This window comes from Collimonas pratensis (assembly GCF_001584185.1).
GTDB classification, from domain to species: Bacteria; Pseudomonadota; Gammaproteobacteria; order Burkholderiales; family Burkholderiaceae_D; genus Collimonas; species Collimonas pratensis.
Map to the genome: position 1 here is coordinate 186312 of NZ_CP013234.1, position 19734 is coordinate 206045.

The 19734-nt window shown below is 62.7% G+C and carries 15 protein-coding genes; 9 read left to right on the forward strand and 6 right to left on the reverse strand.

What is annotated here, in order from left to right:
• Nucleotides 1-19: 19 nt before the first annotated feature.
• Nucleotides 20-559 carry a methylated-DNA--[protein]-cysteine S-methyltransferase gene (locus CPter91_RS00890; RefSeq protein ID WP_061935738.1) on the reverse strand — a complete coding sequence of 180 codons (540 nt, stop codon included), beginning with the start codon at nt 557-559 and terminating at the stop codon, nt 20-22.
• A 258-nt stretch (nt 560-817) separates the two neighbouring features.
• The gene (locus tag CPter91_RS00895) at nt 818-1849 is read right to left on the reverse strand and encodes a Glu/Leu/Phe/Val family dehydrogenase (protein WP_061935741.1); all 1032 of its coding nucleotides are present in this window, start codon (nt 1847-1849) and stop codon (nt 818-820) included.
• A gap of 348 nt (nt 1850-2197) precedes the next feature.
• Here CPter91_RS00895 and CPter91_RS00900 point away from each other — a divergent pair, with 348 nt between their 5' ends.
• Together CPter91_RS00900 and CPter91_RS00905 are read left to right on the forward strand one after the other, a co-directional pair.
• Nucleotides 2198-2440 carry a type II toxin-antitoxin system Phd/YefM family antitoxin gene (locus CPter91_RS00900; protein WP_061935747.1) on the forward strand — a complete coding sequence of 81 codons (243 nt, stop codon included), beginning with the start codon at nt 2198-2200 and terminating at the stop codon, nt 2438-2440.
• Nucleotides 2437-2856, forward strand: a complete 420-nt coding sequence (locus tag CPter91_RS00905) for a type II toxin-antitoxin system VapC family toxin (protein ID WP_061935749.1) — start codon at nt 2437-2439, stop codon at nt 2854-2856. The genes CPter91_RS00900 and CPter91_RS00905 overlap by 4 nt, the downstream gene beginning before the upstream one ends.
• Nucleotides 2857-2937: 81 nt before the next feature.
• Here the strand turns inward: CPter91_RS00905 and CPter91_RS00910 are convergent, their stop codons facing one another.
• The 4 genes from CPter91_RS00910 to CPter91_RS00925 all read right to left on the reverse strand — a co-directional run bounded on the left by CPter91_RS00910 (nt 2938) and on the right by CPter91_RS00925 (nt 8340).
• Nucleotides 2938-4188, reverse strand: a complete 1251-nt coding sequence (locus CPter91_RS00910) for a DEAD/DEAH box helicase (protein WP_061935752.1) — start codon at nt 4186-4188, stop codon at nt 2938-2940.
• 148 nt (nt 4189-4336) lie between these two features.
• Nucleotides 4337-6808: a DEAD/DEAH box helicase gene (locus tag CPter91_RS00915; protein WP_061935755.1), complete on the reverse strand. Its 2472-nt coding sequence runs from the start codon at nt 6806-6808 to the stop codon at nt 4337-4339.
• Nucleotides 6805-7584, reverse strand: coding sequence for a 2-keto-4-pentenoate hydratase (locus CPter91_RS00920; protein WP_061935757.1), 780 nt, complete (start codon nt 7582-7584; stop codon nt 6805-6807). Before CPter91_RS00920 ends, CPter91_RS00915 begins: the two co-directional genes overlap by 4 nt.
• Nucleotides 7585-7587: 3 nt before the next feature.
• Nucleotides 7588-8340 carry a GNAT family N-acetyltransferase gene (locus tag CPter91_RS00925; protein WP_061935759.1) on the reverse strand — a complete coding sequence of 251 codons (753 nt, stop codon included), beginning with the start codon at nt 8338-8340 and terminating at the stop codon, nt 7588-7590.
• Between the two features lie 284 nt (nt 8341-8624).
• Here CPter91_RS00925 and CPter91_RS00930 point away from each other — a divergent pair, with 284 nt between their 5' ends.
• The 7 genes from CPter91_RS00930 (at nt 8625) to CPter91_RS00960 (ending at nt 19732) form a co-directional block, all read left to right on the forward strand.
• Nucleotides 8625-10721, forward strand: a complete 2097-nt coding sequence (locus tag CPter91_RS00930; RefSeq protein WP_061945691.1) for a S9 family peptidase — start codon at nt 8625-8627, stop codon at nt 10719-10721.
• Nucleotides 10722-10782: 61 nt separating this feature from the next.
• The gene (locus CPter91_RS00935) at nt 10783-12972 is read left to right on the forward strand and encodes a prolyl oligopeptidase family serine peptidase (protein WP_082792507.1); all 2190 of its coding nucleotides are present in this window, start codon (nt 10783-10785) and stop codon (nt 12970-12972) included.
• A gap of 29 nt (nt 12973-13001) precedes the next feature.
• Nucleotides 13002-14438, forward strand: coding sequence for an ATP-binding protein (locus CPter91_RS00940; RefSeq protein ID WP_082792509.1), 1437 nt, complete (start codon nt 13002-13004; stop codon nt 14436-14438).
• A complete protein-coding gene (locus CPter91_RS00945; protein WP_061935765.1) occupies nt 14422-15084 on the forward strand; it encodes a response regulator transcription factor in 663 nt (220 codons plus the stop codon). Before CPter91_RS00940 ends, CPter91_RS00945 begins: the two co-directional genes overlap by 17 nt.
• Nucleotides 15081-15926, forward strand: a complete 846-nt coding sequence (locus CPter91_RS00950) for a DUF2861 family protein (protein ID WP_082792510.1) — start codon at nt 15081-15083, stop codon at nt 15924-15926. Before CPter91_RS00945 ends, CPter91_RS00950 begins: the two co-directional genes overlap by 4 nt.
• Before the next feature lie 96 nt (nt 15927-16022).
• A complete protein-coding gene (locus CPter91_RS00955) occupies nt 16023-18329 on the forward strand; it encodes a glycoside hydrolase (RefSeq protein ID WP_082792511.1) in 2307 nt (768 codons plus the stop codon).
• 131 nt (nt 18330-18460) lie between these two features.
• A complete protein-coding gene (locus CPter91_RS00960) occupies nt 18461-19732 on the forward strand; it encodes an alkaline phosphatase family protein (RefSeq protein WP_236905912.1) in 1272 nt (423 codons plus the stop codon).
• Nucleotides 19733-19734: the final 2 nt, after the last annotated feature.

Here is a 19734-nt window from a genome sequence, read left to right on the forward strand (position 1 = left end):
TGTAACAGCCACTAATCAATCAGAAACCCGGCAGTCGCATGCTTTCCGGATCGCCGACCTCTGCCCGTTCGTGGCTCAGCAGCCAGGCCTTGCGTTCCAGGCCGCCGGCAAATCCGGTCAGCTTGCCGTCGGCCCCCACCACCCGGTGGCAGGGTACGATGATGGCAATCGGGTTGGTGGCGTTGGCGCTGCCTACCGCGCGCGCGGCGCCGTTGTGCTCGCCCAGCTGCAGGGCGAGTTTGCCGTAGGTGGTCATGCGCGCCGGCGGGATCTGGCGCAGCGCGGTCCAGACCCGCTGCTGGAATTCCGTGCCGTTGGTGGCCACCGCAATATCCTTGAGCGCATCCAGCTGGCCGTTGAAATAGCGTTGCAAGGCAGGCTCGGCAGCTGACGGCGAACTGGCATCGCTCAGCGTGTAATGGCCGTAATGGGTGCCCAGCAAGTTGCGCATGCGCGGCTCATAGTCTTCAAAGTCCAGTGCCCGCACGCGGTCCTGGCTGTCGGTGACCAGCAGGATGACGCCGATGGGCGAGGCGACGCGGTGTAGGAATAGATTCATGATGGTGCTCCTGTCAGATAGCGGTGCTTAGCTTATGGTGACAGTTTACAGATACATGGGCTTCCATGCACCCTGAGTCTTGCGGTCGAATTCGATTTCGGTCCAATCCCGAATTATAAAAGCGATGCTGCCAAAGCTTGAACCGCATCGCCATGTGCAACTATTGAAAAAAAAACGCCCACTTGTAAAAGTGGGCGTTTTGCAAAGGATATTTTTGCTTGCCAGAAGAGACTGAATTACTGGCGCAGGATTTTTAAATTAGCGCTTGAAGCGTGCTTCAGCCAGCTTGTCGGCCACGACGCTGGTAGGCAAGCCTTCCGAGTTGGCGCGCTTGAAGATTTCCGACAAGGTGACGCCGATTTCGCGCACATGCGCTTCGACATCGGCTTCCGGCTTTTCGTAGTACTCGTAGCAGACCTTGATGATGCCGCCGGCGTTGATCACGAAATCCGGCACGTACAAGATTTCCTTGCGGCGCAGCAGTTCGCCGACTTCAGCGGTGGCCAGCTGGTTGTTGGCGGCGCCGGCGACGATTTTGGCCTTCAGCCGCGTCAGGGTAGCCGGGTTGAGCGTGGCGCCCAGCGCGCACGGCGCGTAGATGTCGGCTTGCACATCGTAGATGGCGTCGGTTGCCACGACTTCGGCGCCGAACTCGGCGCGTGCGCGTTCCAGCGCGGCCTGGTCGATGTCGGTGACGATCAGCTTGGCGCCGGCTTCATGCAGGCGGCGCGCATAGTCGTAGCCGACGTTGCCCAGGCCCTGCACAGCAACGGTCAGGCCTTGCAGCGAATCGCGGCCCAGGTAGTGCTTGACGGCTGCTTGCGCGCCGACGAAGCAGCCCAGCGCGGTGAACGGCGACGGATCGCCGCTGGCGCCCAGGCCTGCAACATATTTTGTCTTGGTGGCGATATGCGCCATGTCGGCCGGGCTGGTGCCGACGTCTTCCGCCGTGACGTAGCGGCCGCCCAGGCGCTCCAGGGCTTCGCCCATGGCTTCGAACAATGCTGGTGTCTTGGCAGTCTTGGGATTGCCGATGATGACGCTCTTGCCGCCGCCGATAGGCAGGCCGGCAACCGCGTTCTTGTATGTCATGCCGCGCGACAGGCGCAGGACGTCGTTGACGGCCACTGCTTCGCTGGCGTAGTCCCACATGCGGCAACCACCCATGGCCGGGCCGAGATTGGTGTTGTGGACTGCGATGATGCCTCTGAGGCCGGATTTTTCTTCGGAAACGAAGACCACTTGTTCGTGGTTGTCGAAATTCAATTCATTGAAAATGAAGGTGCTCATGCTTTTGGCTCCGTACGAATAGCATTCGCGCGTCCGGGTAGGGCGGGCTATGGTTTTCCGTTGTTCTCTAGGGTTAAGGTCGGTAATACGGGTGTCTGCGGCAGGTTGGCGCCGGCAGACTGGTACGGCCGTGATTGTGTCACGCAGGCGTGAGTGTAATTTATCGCTATGTGAAACTCAATTGAGTTCGCGAGACGATCTAAGATAAGTCGCAATTTATTATTAAAAAGATAATTATATCTCGAGAGAATGGCAATATGGTCACCAAAAATGCGGCTTTTATAGTTTGAACTATAATGGACTAGCTAAACGAACTAGCTCAATGAACTAGATTGAAGGAGGGTTGCCATGTTCCAGGAAATCGGTGCTTTCGATGCCAAAGCCAAATTGTCCGAGCTGCTGCGGGGGGTAGGGCATGGGCAACGCTATACGATAACTGTCAGGGGAAAACCGGTCGCCGATCTGGTTCCTAGCGAAACATCTGCGCATACCGAGGCCCAGGCAGCGGTAGCCGCCATGCAAGCTTTCAAGAAAATAACGGGTGTCAGTAATGAGGACGTCAGCGAGATGATTTCTGAAGGTCGCCGATGACTTTAGTGCTAGACGCTTCTGCGGCGCTGGCGTGGATATATGCGCGTGAGAAAGCGGATGAAGCAGCGTGCGCGGAGCGGATATTGCTAGAGATGGCCGAGACAGCGATTATCGTGCCCGCGCTATGGCATATCGAAATTGCAAATGCGCTGCTGACAGGCGAGCGACGCAAGATCATCACGGAAGCGCAGGCGTTTGACTATCTGGCGCGATTGGCGCGGCTGCCAATCGTAGTCGACAACGTATTGCTGGCTACGCGTCACGAACAGATAATGGCTTTGGCGCGGGCATACAAGTTGAGCGCCTATGACGCTACTTACCTGGAGTTGGCGTTGCGGACGGGAGCAGCTTTGGCAACGTTTGACGGCAAGCTCGCGGCAGCGATGCAAGGTGCCGGCGGCAGGGTGTTCGCGTGAGTGGAAATTTCTCCGCTAGCCGTATAAATTAAGTTGGCGCGCGCTTTGGCGTATCGCCCACGTTTTTCCTATAAATGCGCGTTACTCCTCTTCACCACGCGCAGCCGCTTCCCGCAGCTTGTCTTTCTTGCTCTTGCGCTTGCCTTTGATGCCACCGTTGGCGGCATCGGCCGGCGCTGCCGGCGCCGTGGCGACATCGACCGGCTCGAAACCAGCTATCTGCTCGCGCTCGCATTTCAGGTGATGGCGTTTCTCGATCAGGTGGAAGTGGGCCTCGGTATCGGCGCTGACGAAGCTGATGGCGATGCCGCTCTTGCCGGCGCGGCCGGTGCGGCCGATACGATGGGTGTAGTCCACCGCCGAGCGCGGCAGGTCATAGTTCAGCACCACCGGCAGCTGCGCGATATCGATGCCGCGTGCGGCGACGTCGGTGGCGACCAGCACTTGCAGCTTGCTGGCCTTGAAATCCGCCAACACTTCATCGCGCGCACCCTGGCTGAACTCACCATGAAAGGCCGCGGCCTTGATACCGGCGCGCTGCAGTTTTTCGGCGATATGCTCCGCCGAATACTTGGTGGCGACAAACACCAGCACGCGGCCCCATTTATTCTCTTTCAGCAGATGCCGCAGCAGCTGCGTGCGGCGGCCGGCGTCGACCATGATTGCGCGCTGTTCGATGTCCGGCTGGTTCTGCGCCAGCGCCGGCACCGCGATACGCACCGGCTGGTGCAGCATGCGGCCGGCCAGCGCATGCACCGCGGTCGGGAAGGTGGCAGAGAAAAACAGGCTTTGGCGCTGCGCCGGCAATAGCGCCAGGATGCGGTTGATCTCGTCGCTGAAACCCATGTCCAGCAGACGGTCAGCCTCGTCCAGCACCAGCGACGCCACCTCCGACAGCTTCAAGGCGTTATGTTCGACCAGGTCGAGCAAGCGGCCTGGCGTCGCCACCGCCAGGTCGACGCCGCCGCGCAGGTCCATCATCTGCGGATTGATCGAGACGCCGCCGAACAAGGCCGCGATCTTCAACTGCTGCGGACAGGCTTGCGCCAGGGTACGGATGGTCTCCGCCGTTTGCTGCGCCAGTTCGCGGGTCGGCACCAGGATCAGCACGCGCAGCTTGCGCGGCGTGGCAGGGGCGTGTTGCAGGAACTGCAGCAGCGGCAAGGCAAATGCAGCAGTCTTGCCGGAACCAGTCTGCGCCGCAGCCAGGACATCGGCGCCGCCTAATATTGCCGGAATGGCGGCGACCTGAACCGGGGTTGGCGTGGCATACCCTCGCTCGGCAACGGCGTGCAAGATGGCAGGGGACAAGCCCAGAGAGGAAAATGACATGGCAACGGGCCGTAAAGCTTGTAGGGTCGTCATCTTACCATTTGCGCCAAACGAACAATCCAGCGCATTTAATTGGGGTCAGAGTCGAATTATTGTTATTTATTTGACTCTGACCCTAATTAACGAGTTGCTGTATGCACGTCGGCTTTCAGGTCAGCGGCGCCAGCAACAGCTGTAGGTCTTCGCTGCTGAACTTGGTTTCAAGCGCGGTATCGCTGCCCAGCACGCCTTCCGCCAGGGCGCTTTTGCGCGCCTGCAGATCGATGATGCGCTCTTCGATGCTGCCTTCCACCACGATCTTGTAGACAAATACCGTCTGCTCCTGGCTGATGCGGTGGGCGCGCGCCGTGGCTTGTTCCTGCACCGCCGGATTCCACCACGGATCCATGTGGATCACGGTATCGGCCGCAGTCAGGTTGAGGCCGACGCCGCCGGCTTTCAGGCTGATCAGCAGCAGCGGCACGGTCTTGCTCTGGAATTCTGCGACCAGGGCACCGCGCTGCGCCGGCGGTGTTTTGCCGGTCAAGGCCAGCCACGGCAGTTGCAGCTGTGCGAGTTCGAGCGCGATCAGGTCCAGCATTTCGGTGAATTGCGAAAATACCAGGATGCGGCGGCCTTCCGCCACCAGCGCCGGCAGCATGTCGCGCAGCAGCTCCAGCTTGGCGCGCTCCATGCCCGGTTCGTGCTGCATGTGTTTCAACAGGAAGGGGTCGCAGCACACCTGGCGCAGCTTGAGCAGCGCATCGAGGATGGTGATCTGGCCGCCGGCAAAGCCCTTGCGCTTGAGCACGCCGCGTATCTGCTCGTCGGCCGCCACGCGCACACTTTCGTAGAGATCGCGCTGCTGTCCCTGCAATTGCACGCGCTTGATGGTTTCGCTGAGCGGCGGCAGTTCGCTCGCGACTTCATCCTTGCGCCTACGCAGGATGAAGGGCCTGACCCGCTGCGCCAGCAATTGTGCGCGCAAGGTCTGGCCGCCGATTTCAATCGGCTTGCGCCACAGGCGCGTGAAGCTGCGCATGTCGCCGAGGAAACCGGGCATCAGGAAATCGAACTGGGTCCACAACTCGCCCAAGTGATTTTCCAGCGGCGTGCCGGTGATGCACAGGCGGTGCCGCGCACGCAGGCGGCGTACGGCGCCTGCGCTGCGGGCGGTAGCGTTCTTGACGGTTTGCGCTTCGTCCAGGATCAGCAGATGGAAGGCTTGCGCTTCCAGCGCCGCGCGGTCGCGCCACAGCAGCGGATAAGTGGTGAGCACCAGATCGTGCTCGGCCATACGGGCAAAATCGCGCTGGCGTTCCGGCCCTTGCAAGGCCAGCACGCGCAAACCGGGCGCCATGCGCCGCGCTTCTGCCTGCCAGTTGAAAATCAGCGATGTCGGCAGCACTGCCAGCGCGGGCAGGTCGAGCCGGCCCGCCTGCTTTTCGATCAGCAGATGGGCCAGCGCCTGCGCAGTCTTTCCCAGTCCCATGTCGTCGGCCAGGATGCCGGCCAGATGTTGTTCGCGCAGGTATTGCAGCCAGGCGACGCCATGTAGCTGGTAGGGCCGCAGGGTGACGCCCAGTCCCGCCGGCGCTGCCACCGGCTGCGGCGTGCCGGCGCCGCGCAGTCGCTGCGCCAGCGCGCGCAGGCCGGCGTCGCCCTGCAGCTGCCAGCCACCGTGGACGCCGGCGCGTTGCACCTGGCTGTCGAGCAGGCTCTGACGCATGGCCTCCAGCCGGTAGGCATCCCAGGATGAGAGCGGCAGCGGGCCCTCCTTGCGCAGCGGATCGCTCAGCAATTCCAGCATGCTGCCGACGATCGCCTTGAGCGGCGCCGCCAGCGCATCTATCCGTTTGCCTCCAGGTGCGCGCAGCGTGATCAGGGCGTGGTCGTCGATTAGGGCCATTTTGGCGGCGTCCAGCCAGCGGCCGTCGCGTTGCAGCAGATGCGCCAGCAGCGGCGCCAGGTCAACCATTTCGCCGTCGATCTCGATGCCCAGGGTCAGTAGCCAGGAACCTTCGCCGGCCGGCAGGCCTAGGGCCGTGACACCCTGCTCGCGGCCGCGCATGCGGGTCGCGACTTCCTTGCTCAGGATTTCACCGGTGGCGGGGCTGAGCGTGAGATGCCAGGCGTCGACCGGCACGCTCTCGTGAGCAAAGCCGGGCAGCACCACGATAGACCAGCCTTTGGCTTGCAGCTCAGGCAGTTGTTCGGCCCAGAAATCGCCGAAGAAATCTTCCTGCACCAGCGTCCACAGCGAAGCCAGCCGTGTAGCGGCCGCTTGCTCCGCCTGCTCGTTGCGCCACTGCAGGGTGTCGCTTGGCAGCGGATACAAGCCCAGGTCCCAGACCAGGTCGAGTGCATCGGCTTCGGCGCCGAGGTCGCGTACCAGCAGGCGCTGGCCCTTGTCGTTTTCAACGGTCTGCGACGAGGCCGGGCGACGGTTCAGCAGCGTGGTCGGCGCGGCGGTTTCCCAGTAGAAGCCGTCGTCGGTGGCATAGGTCCAGCTGATTTGCGCCACGGTCACATTCGGACCGCGCGGCCCGAACGGGCCAGAAGGGCGCATGCCCAGCAAGCCGTCACCGCGGCCCAGGGTTTGCAAGGTCAGACGCGGCCGGAAGCGGCCGGCAGCGCTCATCGCGCGGCGAAGGACAGCTGCAGCCGGCCTAGTTCGCCGTACTGGATGGCGATTTCCTGCCTGACCGGCAGATCGAAGCTGCCGGCGTACGAGCCGGTGATCACGGCCTGTCCTGCCCGCAGACCTTGCCCGCGGCTGCGCAGGAATTCGGCCAGCCAATATAGCGGCGCGCGCGGATCGATGGCGGGATGTCGGCCTTGCAGCAGCCTGGTTTCTTCTTGGCCGGCGCCGGGGCTTGTGCCGATGCTGATGCTGATCGCCAGTTCGCCGGCGTTACGCGACTGTTCCATATCCACTTGCGGACCGAGGTACAGCCCTTGGTTGAGCAAGCCGTCCGCCAGGTTTTCGAAAAAATCCGCTTGCTCGGGATTGCCGTAGCGGCTGTCTATCAGTTCCAGCGCCAGATGCGTGGCGGCGATGGCGGCATCGATTTCTGCCGGCTGATAGGGAGCCGCGCGCGCCGGCAGGTCGCGGCCGAGGACAAAAGCCAGTTCCGGCTCGACTCGCACCTGGCCGTCGCGCGCCCATGCCAGGCAAGGGCTGCTGCGGTGGACGCTGGCGGCGTAGATAGGCGCCAGCACCGGTCGGCCCTCCGATGGCAAACCGCATTTCCAGGCGGCGACGCCTTGACCCAATTGTTGCGTCACGCCTGCCTGTATCGCCAGGGCTGCATCGGCATCCTGCGGTTGCAAGTTCGGAGGCAAGCGCTCGCCCGGTTGACCGCAGCGGCGGCGCTCGGCCAGGATGGCGGCGGCAAGGGTTGCTTGAGACGTCATGGCTTAAGGCTTGGTCCAGTAATGATATTGATACTGCGCAGTAAACCCGAGCTTGCCATAGAGTGCGACGGCCGCCTGGTTACTGACATGCACCTGCAGATAGGCGCTGCTTGCGCCCTGTACCTGGCCCCAGTTCAGCAGTGCAGTCACCAGCGTGGTGGCGGCGCCGCTGCGCCGCGCCGCCGGGGCGACCACGATATCGAACAGGCCGACCATGCCGTTCTCAGCCACCGCCAGGCCATAGGCGACCGCCCGGCCTGCAACCGTCAGCGTGGCGAACGCGGTCGGCATGGCAATCGCCGCGAGAATACGCTCATGGGCCGGCCGGGCCATCGCCGACAAGCCGTTCGCCTGTGCAAATCCCTCACTCCACTCCTGGCTCGCAGTCGTCTCTATCAATACCTCGTTCGCGGACCAGTTACGTGCCGCCAGCGTTACGGTCATCACCTGGGTCGGATCAATCATGTGATAGCCGGCCTGCTCCAGCACTGGTCCGGCATCCGCAGGCGCCAGCGGCGTGATGCGGAAAATCGCCGGCAAGCCGTGGCTGCCATAGAAATCTTCGGCCACCTGCAGTGTTTCAACGAACGCCACCCTCGGCTGCAAGGGATTGGCCGAGTTGGCGCGCTTGGTGTACCCGTCCGCCAGACGCAGCTGCCAACCCCCGCACAGCGCCGTTTTTAGCGCCGGCCAGGCATTCAGGGCGCGTTCTTCCAAAGAGCGGACGAGATCCAGGTCTGGCGGCGAAGTAGTCATCTGGCTAAGCGGAGAGAGTGGCGGAAAACTATTCTACCTGTCCCGGCCGGTACGGTCGACTCAGCGGATGGCTGGCTGCGTCCGCCGCGATTTGTTGCATTGGGTTGCCGCGCATATTGTTTTTTCGGCCGATTGCAGGTAACTTAGCAACATGCAACAGAGTTGCATATGGTCTTCAAAGCTCGCGCATACCCCGGCGCACTGCCCGTCCACACAAGGATCTGTACACTATGTTCTTTCTTCAGCAACGCGCTCATACCCTGAGCGTTTTTATTTTGGCCCTGATGACCACTACTCCTACTCTCGCCGCATCCTCTCCGACACCGCCGGTCGCCGCCAAGCAAGCCTGGCAGGAAAGCCGCCATGGCGAAATCGTCACCGACGACTACCACTGGCTGCGGGAAAAAACCAATCCCAAGGTAATTGCCTACCTGAAGGCTGAGAACGCCTATACCGAGGCCATGACCAAGGACCTGGCGCCGCTGGCGAAGACGCTGTACGGCGAAATGAAGGGCCGCATGAAGGAAACCGACCTCTCGGTGCCGACCCGGCGCGGCAAGTTCTACTACTACAGCCGCACCGAAGCCGGCCAGCAGTATCCGATCATTTGCCGCCGCCTGGCCAAGACAGATGCCGACTTTTCTTATGATGCAGAGGCGCCGGAAGAAGTGCTGCTGGATGAAAACCAGCTGGCCAAAGGCAAGAAATTTTTCCAGGTTGAGAGCTTCGCCATCAGTCTCGACCACCGCTACCTGGCCTATTCGACCGATACCACCGGCTACCGCCAGTACCAGCTGCACGTCAAGGACCTGAGCAGCGGCAAGCTGTTGGCCGATAGCGTCGAGCGCGTCACCAGCGTGGCATGGGCGGCGGACAGCCAGACCCTGTTCCTGGTGCAGGAAGACGCCACCACCAAGCGTTCCGACCTGTTGCTGCGCCTTAAGCTGGGCAGCAAGCCGGTCGAGGTCTATCGCGAAACCAACGAGCAATTCAATATCGGCGTCGGCAACAGCAGCGACCGCAAGTTCGTCGAACTCGAAGCGCAAAGCACCGACACCACCGAAGTCAGCCTGCTGGCGGCAGACCAGCCGCAAGGCAGTTTCCGCTCGGTGCTGGGACGCGAAAGCGGCCATCGCTATCATGTCGATCACCGCGACGGCGAGCTGTTCATCTTGACCAACAAGGGCGCCAAGAATTTCCGCCTGGTGACGGCGCCGCTGGCAACACCTGACCAGGCGCACTGGAAAGAGCTGATCGCGCATGATCCCAACGTTTTACTGGAAGGTATTGAGCTGTTCCGCGATTTCCTGGTGGTCAGCGAGAAATCCGATGCCCAGGAACGCTCGCGCATCTATGACTTTGCTAGCCGCAGCTGGAAAACCGTGCAGTTCGATGAAGCGGTGTATACCTCGCATGCGGGCGGCACGCCGGAGTTTACCTCCAGCCAGTATCGCTTGATGTACCAGTCGCCGGTGACGCCGCCGACCGTGTTCGATGTCGACATGGCGAGCGGCAAGCGGCAATTGCTGAAGCAGCAGGAAGTGCCCGGCTACAATCCAGCGCTGTATGAAACCAAGAGGCTGTGGGCCACCGCGCGCGATGGCGTCAAGGTGCCGCTCTGGACCGTCGCCAGGAAAGACGTCAAGCTGGACGGCTCGGCGCCCTTGCTGCTGTACGCCTACGGTTCCTACGGCATTCCAGCCGAGGCGACTTTTTCCAATAGCCGCGTGAGCCTGCTGGATCGCGGCGTGGTGTTTGCCGAAGCGCATATCCGCGGCGGCAACGACATGGGTGAGCATTGGCATGACGACGGCATGCTGATGAACAAGAAGAATACCTTCAACGACTTCATCGACAGCGCCGAATATCTGGTCCAGCAGGGCTGGACCAGTCCGCAGCGCCTGATCATCGAGGGCGGCAGCGCCGGCGGCCTGCTGATGGGGGCGGTCACCAACATGCGGCCGGACCTGTTCCATGCGGTGCATGCGGCAGTGCCTTTCGTCGACGTCATGAACACCATGATGGATGCCAGCCTGCCGCTGACCACCGGCGAATACCTGGAGTGGGGCAATCCCAACGAGAAAGCGGCCTACGACTACATGCGCAGCTATTCGCCCTACGATAATATCGCGCGCAAGGACTATCCGGCGATGCTGGTCACCACCGGGCTCAACGACAGCCAGGTGATGTACTGGGAACCGGCCAAGTACACCGCCAAGCTGCGCGCGCTGAAGACAGATCACAACCCCCTGCTGCTGAAAGTGAACATGGGCGCCGGCCACGGCGGCGCCTCGGGACGTTATGACGCCATCAAGGAGAGATCCTTCGAGATGGCGTGGATGTTGTCGCAATGGGGCATCACCCCGTCCGGCAAAAAATAGGCGGTTTTTACAAGAAGAAGCTTCATTTTGACTAATTTCGACTAACTCACGCAGGAATTCCATGTCATTGCCTACATTGATTAAGCGGCCATTCACGCTCCCCTTGCTGCTCGCCGTCGCGGTCCTGGCTGCGCCAGTCGCCGCCCATGCCGTCACAGCCGCACCGGTGCAGGACGTCAGCGACGTCTTGCACGGCGTCACGGTCAAAGATCCGTACCGTTATTTTGAAAACGTCAAAGATCCCAAGGTCCAGTCCTGGCTGAAAGAGCAGGGCGACAGCGCCCGCAAGGAACTCGACCGCATCGGCCTGCGCAGCTTGCTGGAACAGCGCATCGCCGAGATTTCGGCCGCCACCGGCGACGATATCCGCGGCATCACGCGCATGGCTGGCGATCATATCTACTATCTGAAGCGCGGCCGCGGCGAAAAACAGTTCAAGCTGATGACGCGCGATGGCCTGCAGGGCGCGGAGCGGGTGCTGGTGGATCCTGAACTGGAAGCCAAGCGCACCGGCGTGCCGCATGCGATCAATTATTTCGTGCCGGCCTGGGACGGCAAGCATGTTGCCTACGGCGTCTCCGCCGGCGGCTCGGAAGACGCGTCGCTGTACATTCTCGATGTGGAAACAGGGAAGACGGTGGGCGAGCCGATTCCGCGCGTGCACGAAGCCTTGATCGGCTGGCTGCCGGACAGCAAATCGCTCACCTACAACCAACTCAAGCCGTTGAAGGCGGGCGACGCCGAATCCGAGACCTACCTCGACAGCAAAGTCATGTGGCTGAAAGTCGGCGATACGGCGGCACAAGCCAAGCCGGTGTTCGGCCCCACCGTCACCACCGATCTCGGCCTGGCCCGGCTCGATGTCGGCGCCATCATTTTCAATCCGGGCAGCCGCTGGATGATTGCGCGCACCACCGACACTACTTTACCTGAGGGCTATCTGTTCGTCGCCGATGTCGCCGATCTGAACAAGCCGACGGTAGCGTGGAAGAAAATCTCCAGCTTTGACGACAAGATCACCGACGTCGACCTCAAGGGCAACGATCTTTACCTGCTGACCCACGCCGGCGCGCCGCGCAACCGCGTGCTCAAGCTGGACCTGCGTCATCCCGAGTTGAAGCTGGCGCGTGAAGTCGCCGCCGCGCCGGCCGATGCCGTGCTGGAGAAATTTTCTCTGACGCGCGACGCCCTGATCGCGGAAATCCGCGAAGGCACCTCGATCGTGCTGCGCCGTTACACCGCCGGCGACACCAAAGGGCAGAGCATCCCGGCGCCGTTCAAGGGCGCCGCCAGCCTGCAGAACGACCCAGCCCATGCCTACAGCGATGTGCTGTACACCCTGAACGGCTGGACCGAGCTGCCGCGCACCTTGCTGTTGAAGGGCAAGGTTTCCAGCGATCCCGGCCTGCGCGTCAATCCGCCCATGCCTAGCCTGCCGGAAGTGGAAGTGGTTGACGTCAAGGTGCCCAGCTACGACGGCGCCATGGTGCCGATGACCTTGCTGTACAAGAAGGGCCTGAAGCGCGACGGCAGCAATCCGACCCTGCTGGACGGCTATGCCGCCTACGGCTTTTCGCAGACGGCTTACTTTTCGCCCGCCAGCATGGCTTGGATCGAACGCGGCGGCGTGCTGGCGTATGCCAATGTGCGCGGCAGCGGCGTCTACGGCGACGACTGGTACCGGGCCGGCTTCAAGGCCACCAAGCCGAATACCTGGAAGGATGGCGTGGCTTGCGCCAAGTATCTGATCGCCGAAGGCTACGCGACGCCGAAGACGCTGGGCGTGATGGGCACCAGCGCCGGCGGCATCTTCGTCGGCCGCACCGTGACTACCGCACCTGAGCTGTTTGCCGCCGCTATTTTCAATGTTGGTATCATGGACACCGTGCGCGCGGAAGACAGCGCCAACGGCATCACCAACATCTCGGAATTCGGCAGCGCCAAGAATCCGCAGGAATTCCCGGCCTTGCTGGAGATGAGCACCTACCATAACATCAAGGACAACACTGCTTATCCGGCTGTCATGCTGGTGCACGGCATGAACGATCCGCGCGTCGATGTCTGGCACAGCGCCAAGACCGCGGCCCGCCTGCAAGCGGCCACCAGCAGCGGCAAGCCGATCCTGCTGCGGCTCGACATGCAGGCCGGCCACGGCATCGGCAGCACCGCCACCCAGCGCTATGCGCTGTCCGCCGATATCTACAGCTTCCTGCTGTGGCAGATGGGGAAGGTAAAGCAAGCGGATAATTAAGTGCCGGAGAATCCGGCGTTGGAGAAGGTTTGACGAGCGGAAATAATTATCGCGCCATAAGCAAGACTGAGCGCTGCCAGCAATACGCCGTTTTATTGCTGGCAGCGCTCATTGCCCCCTTCGCGGCGGCGGCCTCGACGCCGGCCCTAGAGCAGTTTGCCACTTCACTGGCAAGCGCTCCTGCCGCGGCGGAAGTCGCTCTCAGTGAGCTGCAGCAGCTGGACGAGGCGCTGATCCGGCCCGCTTCGCTCTATCCCGCATTCAATACCGTTGCGTTGCCGGCCCTGGCGGCGCTGTATCGTTTCCGCCGCGAATGCAGCGGCGGGCTGGACCAGGTTCCTGCCTCCGCACGTCAGTTCGAGCAAGCCCAATGCGACAAGACCATCTTGCCGGAAAGCTGGTTTGCCGCCCATCCGCTGCATCCGCTGGGCGGTAGCTATGCCTGGCATTATCTGGCACGCCATCCTGAATCCGCGGCCACATTGCAGCGCTTTCTGCATGTACGCGAACGTCCCGATGCGCTGGCCGGGCTGGGCCGCCTGTCGGACGACAACCTGGACGCCATTGCCGGTGGCCAGCACTGGCTGTTGCAACAGCAGACCCTGTGGTGGCAACACCAGCAAGTGTGGCGGCGTTATGCGCCGGCCGTGTGGCAGCCGCTGGCGCACCGCGCTGGGCTGGAACTGACTGCAGCCGGCCAGCGCTGCGACCTGCCGTTGGGGAATATCTGCGCCAATCCGGTATCGGCTCTCGACAACTGGTGGCGCTGGCTGCTGGCCGGCGCCGCGCTGGTGCTGCTGCTGACGCTGGGCTACGCATGGTGGCAGCGGCGCGGCATCCGCAAGCGCCAGAAATTCATCCTGCAAATGCTGACCCACGAGTTGCGCACGCCGATCGCCAACCTCGGCAATATCGTCGAGAGCTTCCGCCACGATTTCGATGCCTTGCCCGGCAGCGCGCAGGCCGGGTTCGGCCGCCTGGCCGATGGCGTGCAGCGCATGCGCCAGCTGGCCGACGCCAGCCGCCATTATCTGTCCGAGGCCGGCGCTGGCGATGCGCTGGAGCTGCCGAGCGCGGTGTTGCTGAGCGAATGGCTGGAAGCAGTCAGCGAGCGCCACCATGGCTTGCAGTTCTGCCTGGAGCAGGATCAGCGGATCTTGCTGCCGCTGTACTGGATCAGCCTGTGCCTGGACAACGTCCTCAACAATGCCCATCATTACGGCAAGGCGCCGGTGCGCCTCAACGCCAGCTGGCGCAAGGGCTGGCTGCGGCTGACGGTGAGCGATGCCGGTGTGCTGGAGCGCTACCGCTGGTCGCGCATGCACGGCGCGGGAGCATCGGGTTCCGGCATGGGCCTGGGGCTGTCCATCGTGCGCCGCGTGATGCGCCGCCTCAGAGGAAAAGTCCGCCTGAGCGGACCGCCCACCACATTCACCTTGGAGTTACCGTGTGAGCTACAGCGCTAATGCAACTATCCTGCTGATCGAAGACGACCCCGCCCTCGGCAGCGGCTTGCAGCAGTTTTTGCAGCAAGAAGGATTCTGCTGCCTGTGGCAGAGCGAGACCAGCGCCGTGGCAGCGACCTGGCGCCAGGCCGACCTCGTAATCCTCGACCGCCAGCTGGCCGACGGCGACAGCCTGCGCTTTTTGCCGCAATGGCTGGCGCAAAAGGCATTGCCGGTGATCGTCCTGACCGCCCGGGTAGAAGTTGCCGACCGCGTGGCCGGCCTGGAAGCCGGGGCGCGCGACTACCTCAGCAAGCCATTTGCCCACGTCGAGCTGCTGGCGCGCATCCGCGCCCAGTTGCGGCCGCTGGGCGAGGGCCAGATGGAATCCGGCGCGCTGCAGCTGTTTCCGGCGCGGCATGCGGTGCAGTGGCAGCAGCAGGAAGTCAGCCTGACGCACACGGAATTCGCGCTGCTGGCGATGCTGGTGCGCATGGCCGGCCGCGTATTCACGCGCGATGAGCTGCTCAACCAGGTCTGGGGTTATCAACATTTCCCGTCGACCCGCACGGTCGATACGCATATCCTGCAGCTGCGCCAGAAACTGCCCGGCGTGCCTATTGAAACCGTGCGCGGTGTCGGCTATCGCCTGGAGAAGCCCGCATGAGCATCGCTTGCAGCCGCTGGACGCGCGCCGGCCCGGTCCTGCTCCTGCTGTGCTGCCTCGGCACGGCGCACGCGGCCTTGCCGCAGACGCCGCTGCAGCCGGTATATCACGCGCTGTTCCGGGAGCAGGCTGGCACGGCCTGGCAGCAGCTGATCAATCTCTGGCCCGGCTTGAACAGCGATGCCCAGCGCCAGGCCTGGCAGGCAGCGCTGGCGGCGCTGGTCGCGCGCCAGTGCGGCAACGATCTGCCGGTGGCGACGCCGGCCTGGCTGGATAGTCCGACCCTGGACCTGGTCCAGCGCGACATTCCGCTGAACCGCATCTACCGCGTGCAGCTCACCGGCAAGAGCGAGCGGCGCGACCTGCACGTGACGCTGGAGTTGCCGTCCGGAGAACAGCTGCTGGCCGAGGCGACGCCAAGCTATGAAGCCGACGGCCAGTTCGTGCTGGAAAGCCGGGAGCTGGGCGAACCGTTGCCGCCTGGCGTTTATCAGCTCACGTTTACGTCCGGCGCCGAAACCTGGCGCCAGAAACTGGCGTTGCCCGGCAGCGCAGCGCTCAACTGGATCCGGCGCGAAGGCCAAGGCATCAAGGTACAACTGCCGGCACATGCCGATGCCTGTCCGGCGCCGTGGGTGGAGCAGTCGTTGCTGCGGCGCCCGGATTTTGTCACTGTCTGGCAGCAGCGCGTCGCCAGGCCGGAGCAGTTGCGCTGGCCGCCACGAAGCGATGCCGCGTTGCTATGGACCAATGTCTCGGTCATCCGCGCCGAAGCGCGCGGCGGCCTGACGGTGCGCCTGGTGCACCGCTTGGGCGGGCCGCTGGCCGCGCAAGAAAACTGAGTCTCATTGCGGGCATTCCTGTCATTCCTCTGACAATCGAAATGTGCAATGCGGGAATAATGAATTTTTCCTTTTTCCCGCACTCATCCGATCGCCATGAAAAAAAACTTCTTCTTTTCTCGTTTCGTATCGGGCGCTGCCTTGATGCTGGCTGCCATTTCCGTGCAGGCGGCCGGCAGCGCGCCGGTCACCCTGAGCGCTTCGTTTGGCGAATTCATCGTTGATCCGGCGACCCTGGCGGTGTCGATGCGGCCCGCCGGCGCGGCCAGCATTCCCTTGGCGGCGGCCGCCTTCCCTGCCGCCAAAGTGAGCGATCAGTCAGGCCACCGCTGGCGCATCGATACCGGCTCCTATCATTTCTCGGTGGTCGCTGGGATGGATGGCGATGCGTTGCGCTTGTCGGTCCGTTCCGACCGTCCGGCCACGCTGGACTGGCCGCGCACCGCCGATCCAGCGGCGATCGAGGCTTACGCCATGCCGTTCGGCGAAGGCAGTTATGTGCCGGCCGACGATCCGGCCTGGCTCGGCTGGCTGCTGCGCCGCTACGAGCCGGCGCCCATCCATGAAGCGCTGTCGATGTCGTTCTGGACCGAGCTGCGTGCCGACCGTTCGGTCACCTGGATTGTCGAGACACCCTTCAATACGCAATTCAGCGTTGCGCAAGCGGGCGGCAGGCCGCTGCCGGCGCTGTCCCATGAATTCACGACCCTGGCTCCCGATGCGCCCTATACCGTGCGCTTTGCGGTCGGCGCCAAAGATCCGCTGGCAGGTGCGCGCAGCTATCGCAGCTGGTTGCAGGCCAGCGGCAATTTCCTCAGCCTGACGGACAAGATCGCCGCCCTGCCGGCGATAGCCAAGCTGGGCGGGGCGCCGCATATCTATCTGTGGGGCGGCGGCCTGCTGAAGGCCGGCGACGTACGGCAATGGGCGGCGTTCGTTCGCTTGTTTCAGCAGCATAAGGCTGATCCGGCACATCTCGCCGGCCGCCTGTGGCAAAGCTTCGATGCTGCAGCACAAGCCAGTTTTGACGCAGCGTTCAAGACGGCTGCCGGCAGCAGTGGCTATGTCGAGAAATGGCGGCAACAAGAGCTGATCCGGGCGATCAATCAAGGCCTGCAGCAGGCTTTGCCGGCAACTCCGGTACAGCCTTTGCCGGGCAAGCACGATCCGGCGGCCGACGTGCTGTGGGCGCAATCGGCGCGGCAGGCCCTGAGCACGGCCTTCGGTCCGATGCTTGCGCCGCCAGCGGGCTGGGGCGGCGGCCTGTCGGGCGACACGGTGGCGGCACTCAAGCAGGCCGGCCTCAGCCGCGCCTGGCTGGGCGCGGCCGACTGGCAAGACGCCTTATGGCATCCTCAGGCGGTGGCCGCTGCCGAGGCTGCCGGTTATCTGGTGGCGGTCTACGACAGCTACGGCAGCGCCCACCGTGCGGACTTGGCCAACACCTGGTCAACCGCACAAATGGGCAATGAGCTGGCCGCGGCAGGCTACCGGGACAAGCAGCAGAAGGAAGTGACCGGGTTCGGCGAGCGCGGCGTGTATGTCAACGCGCGGGCGGTGGAATCGTATGCGCAGCAACGCATCAAGGCGGTGGCGCAGGCCGGCCGTCTGAACAGCTACTTTCTCGATGTCGACGCCGTCGGTCCGGAATACGATGACTACACGCCAGGGCGCGAGACCAGCCAGCAGCAAGACGCGGAGGCGCGCCGGCGGCGCCTGCTGTATCCGGCCAAGGCCCTGGGCCTGGTTACCGGCAGCGAAGGCGGCCTGGCTTTTTACGCGCCGCAGATCGCTTTTGCCCACGGCATGCTGACCCAGCCTTTTGCCTGGATGGATGCGGCCATGAAAGACAAGTCGACGCCCTATTTCCGCGGCGGCTACTGGCCGCCGGAAACGCCGGACATGTACTTCAAGGCGGTGCCGCTGAAAGCCGAGATCGCGCGCTTTGTCCGGTCCCCGCAGTTCCGCCTGCCGCTCTATGAAATTGCGCTGCACGACAGTATCGTGACCACTCATCATTGGGAATACGGCTCATTGAAATTTTCCAACGAACGCGACGCCACTGCATTGATGCAGCTGCTGTACATGGTGCCGCCGCTGTATCACCTCAACGACGCCGTGCTGGCGCGCGACCTGCCCCTGATCGCCGCCTACGACAAGGTGTTCCGGCCTTTGCATCAGCGCTTGTTTACCCAGGCGATGACCGATTTTGAGGTGTTGTCGCTGGATCGGGAACTGCAGCGTTCGACTTTTGCCGATGGCACCACGGTGGCCGTCAATTTCGACCGCCGGCCGCGCTCCCTGAGCGATGGCGTCCGCTTGCCGGCGCAATCGGCCTATGTCGTGGCGCCGGGCCAGGCGCCGCAGCTGATCGAGATGAAGGCATTGCTCGATCACCGGTAATCTGCATGCTTTTTTGTCATCATTACGTCATGCGCAAGTCATGCTGGTGAAGCATTCGGCCATGACACTGTAAGCTTTTTAACAATATTAACGTCTTGATAATCACGGGACGTTTCCATATTGGAGGAAGCATGCTTACAGTGAATAGTCGTGGAAAATGCCTGGCCTTGGCGTTGTCGGCCGCAACCCTGTTGTACGGTTGCGGCGGCGGCGAGGAAGTCGTGGTCGACTCGCCGCCGCTTGTCGATTACAGCAAGCGCAAGGCGCTGGTGATCGGCGTCGATGGCGTGCAGTACGAAAAACTGCAGGAAGCCATTGCGGCCGGGCAGGCGCCGAATCTGGCGAGATTCCAGCTCGCCAAGACTTATGGCGGCGGCATCGTCGGCAGCGTCACGGAACAAGCCACCTCCAGCGGCGCCAGCTGGACCACGGTCCTGACCGGCGCCTGGGTCAACCGGCACAAGGTCGCGTCCAACGACGACAAGTTGCGCAGCCAGGCCGACAGCGTATTCAAACTGATCAAGGATGCCGATCCGAAGCGCCGCAGCGCCAGCATCGTCAGCTGGAACACCATCAACAATAATTTTGCCCGCGATATCAACCTGAGGTACATCAGCCATGCCGAGAAATGCAGCGAAGACGATCAATGCGTGGCCGACAAGACCAGCGGCCTGCTGCGCTTCGGCAATTTCGATTTTGTATTTGCGCACTTCGACGACGTCGACAATGTCGGCCACGCTGTCGGGTTTACACCCGCCTATCAGGCGGCGATCCAGGAGACCGATACCAGGATCGGACAATTGCTGGTGGCGCTGGAGCGGCGTCGGCAAGAGCATCCGGATGAAGACTGGCTCATCATGGTCACGCCGGACCATGGCCGCAGCCTGCCGGGCGGCTTCGGCCATGGCGGCCAGACCCTGAGCGAAAAAACCACCTTCATCGCCATCAACAAGGAAGCCAATGCGCAGCTCAGTTCACCATTCAAAGATCCGGCGGACATGGCTTTCGATGGTTTGTACGGCAACGCCACGCAGGCCGATATCGTGCCGACCGTGCTGGCGCATCTTGGCGTCAAGCCGGATGCCGCCAGTTACCGCATCGACGGCGTCCCGTTGTTAGGGCAACCAAGCGTGCGACAACTGAGCGCCAAGGCCGACAGCGAGGCGCGCAGCATCACACTGCAATGGCGCATTTCCGGCCAGCCATCCGGCAAGCCGTTGACGATTTATCGCGGTGGCAAGCAGATTGCGCAGCTGGACGACGCTGCAACTTTCTATCTCGACCAGGACCTGGAGATCCGGGACGGCATCGCCGAGCTCAACTACAGCGTGGTGCTGGGCCAGGTACCGGCGGGCTACCTGGCGCGCATCAATGTCGATAAATCGGTGCAGGGTAATCCGTAAAA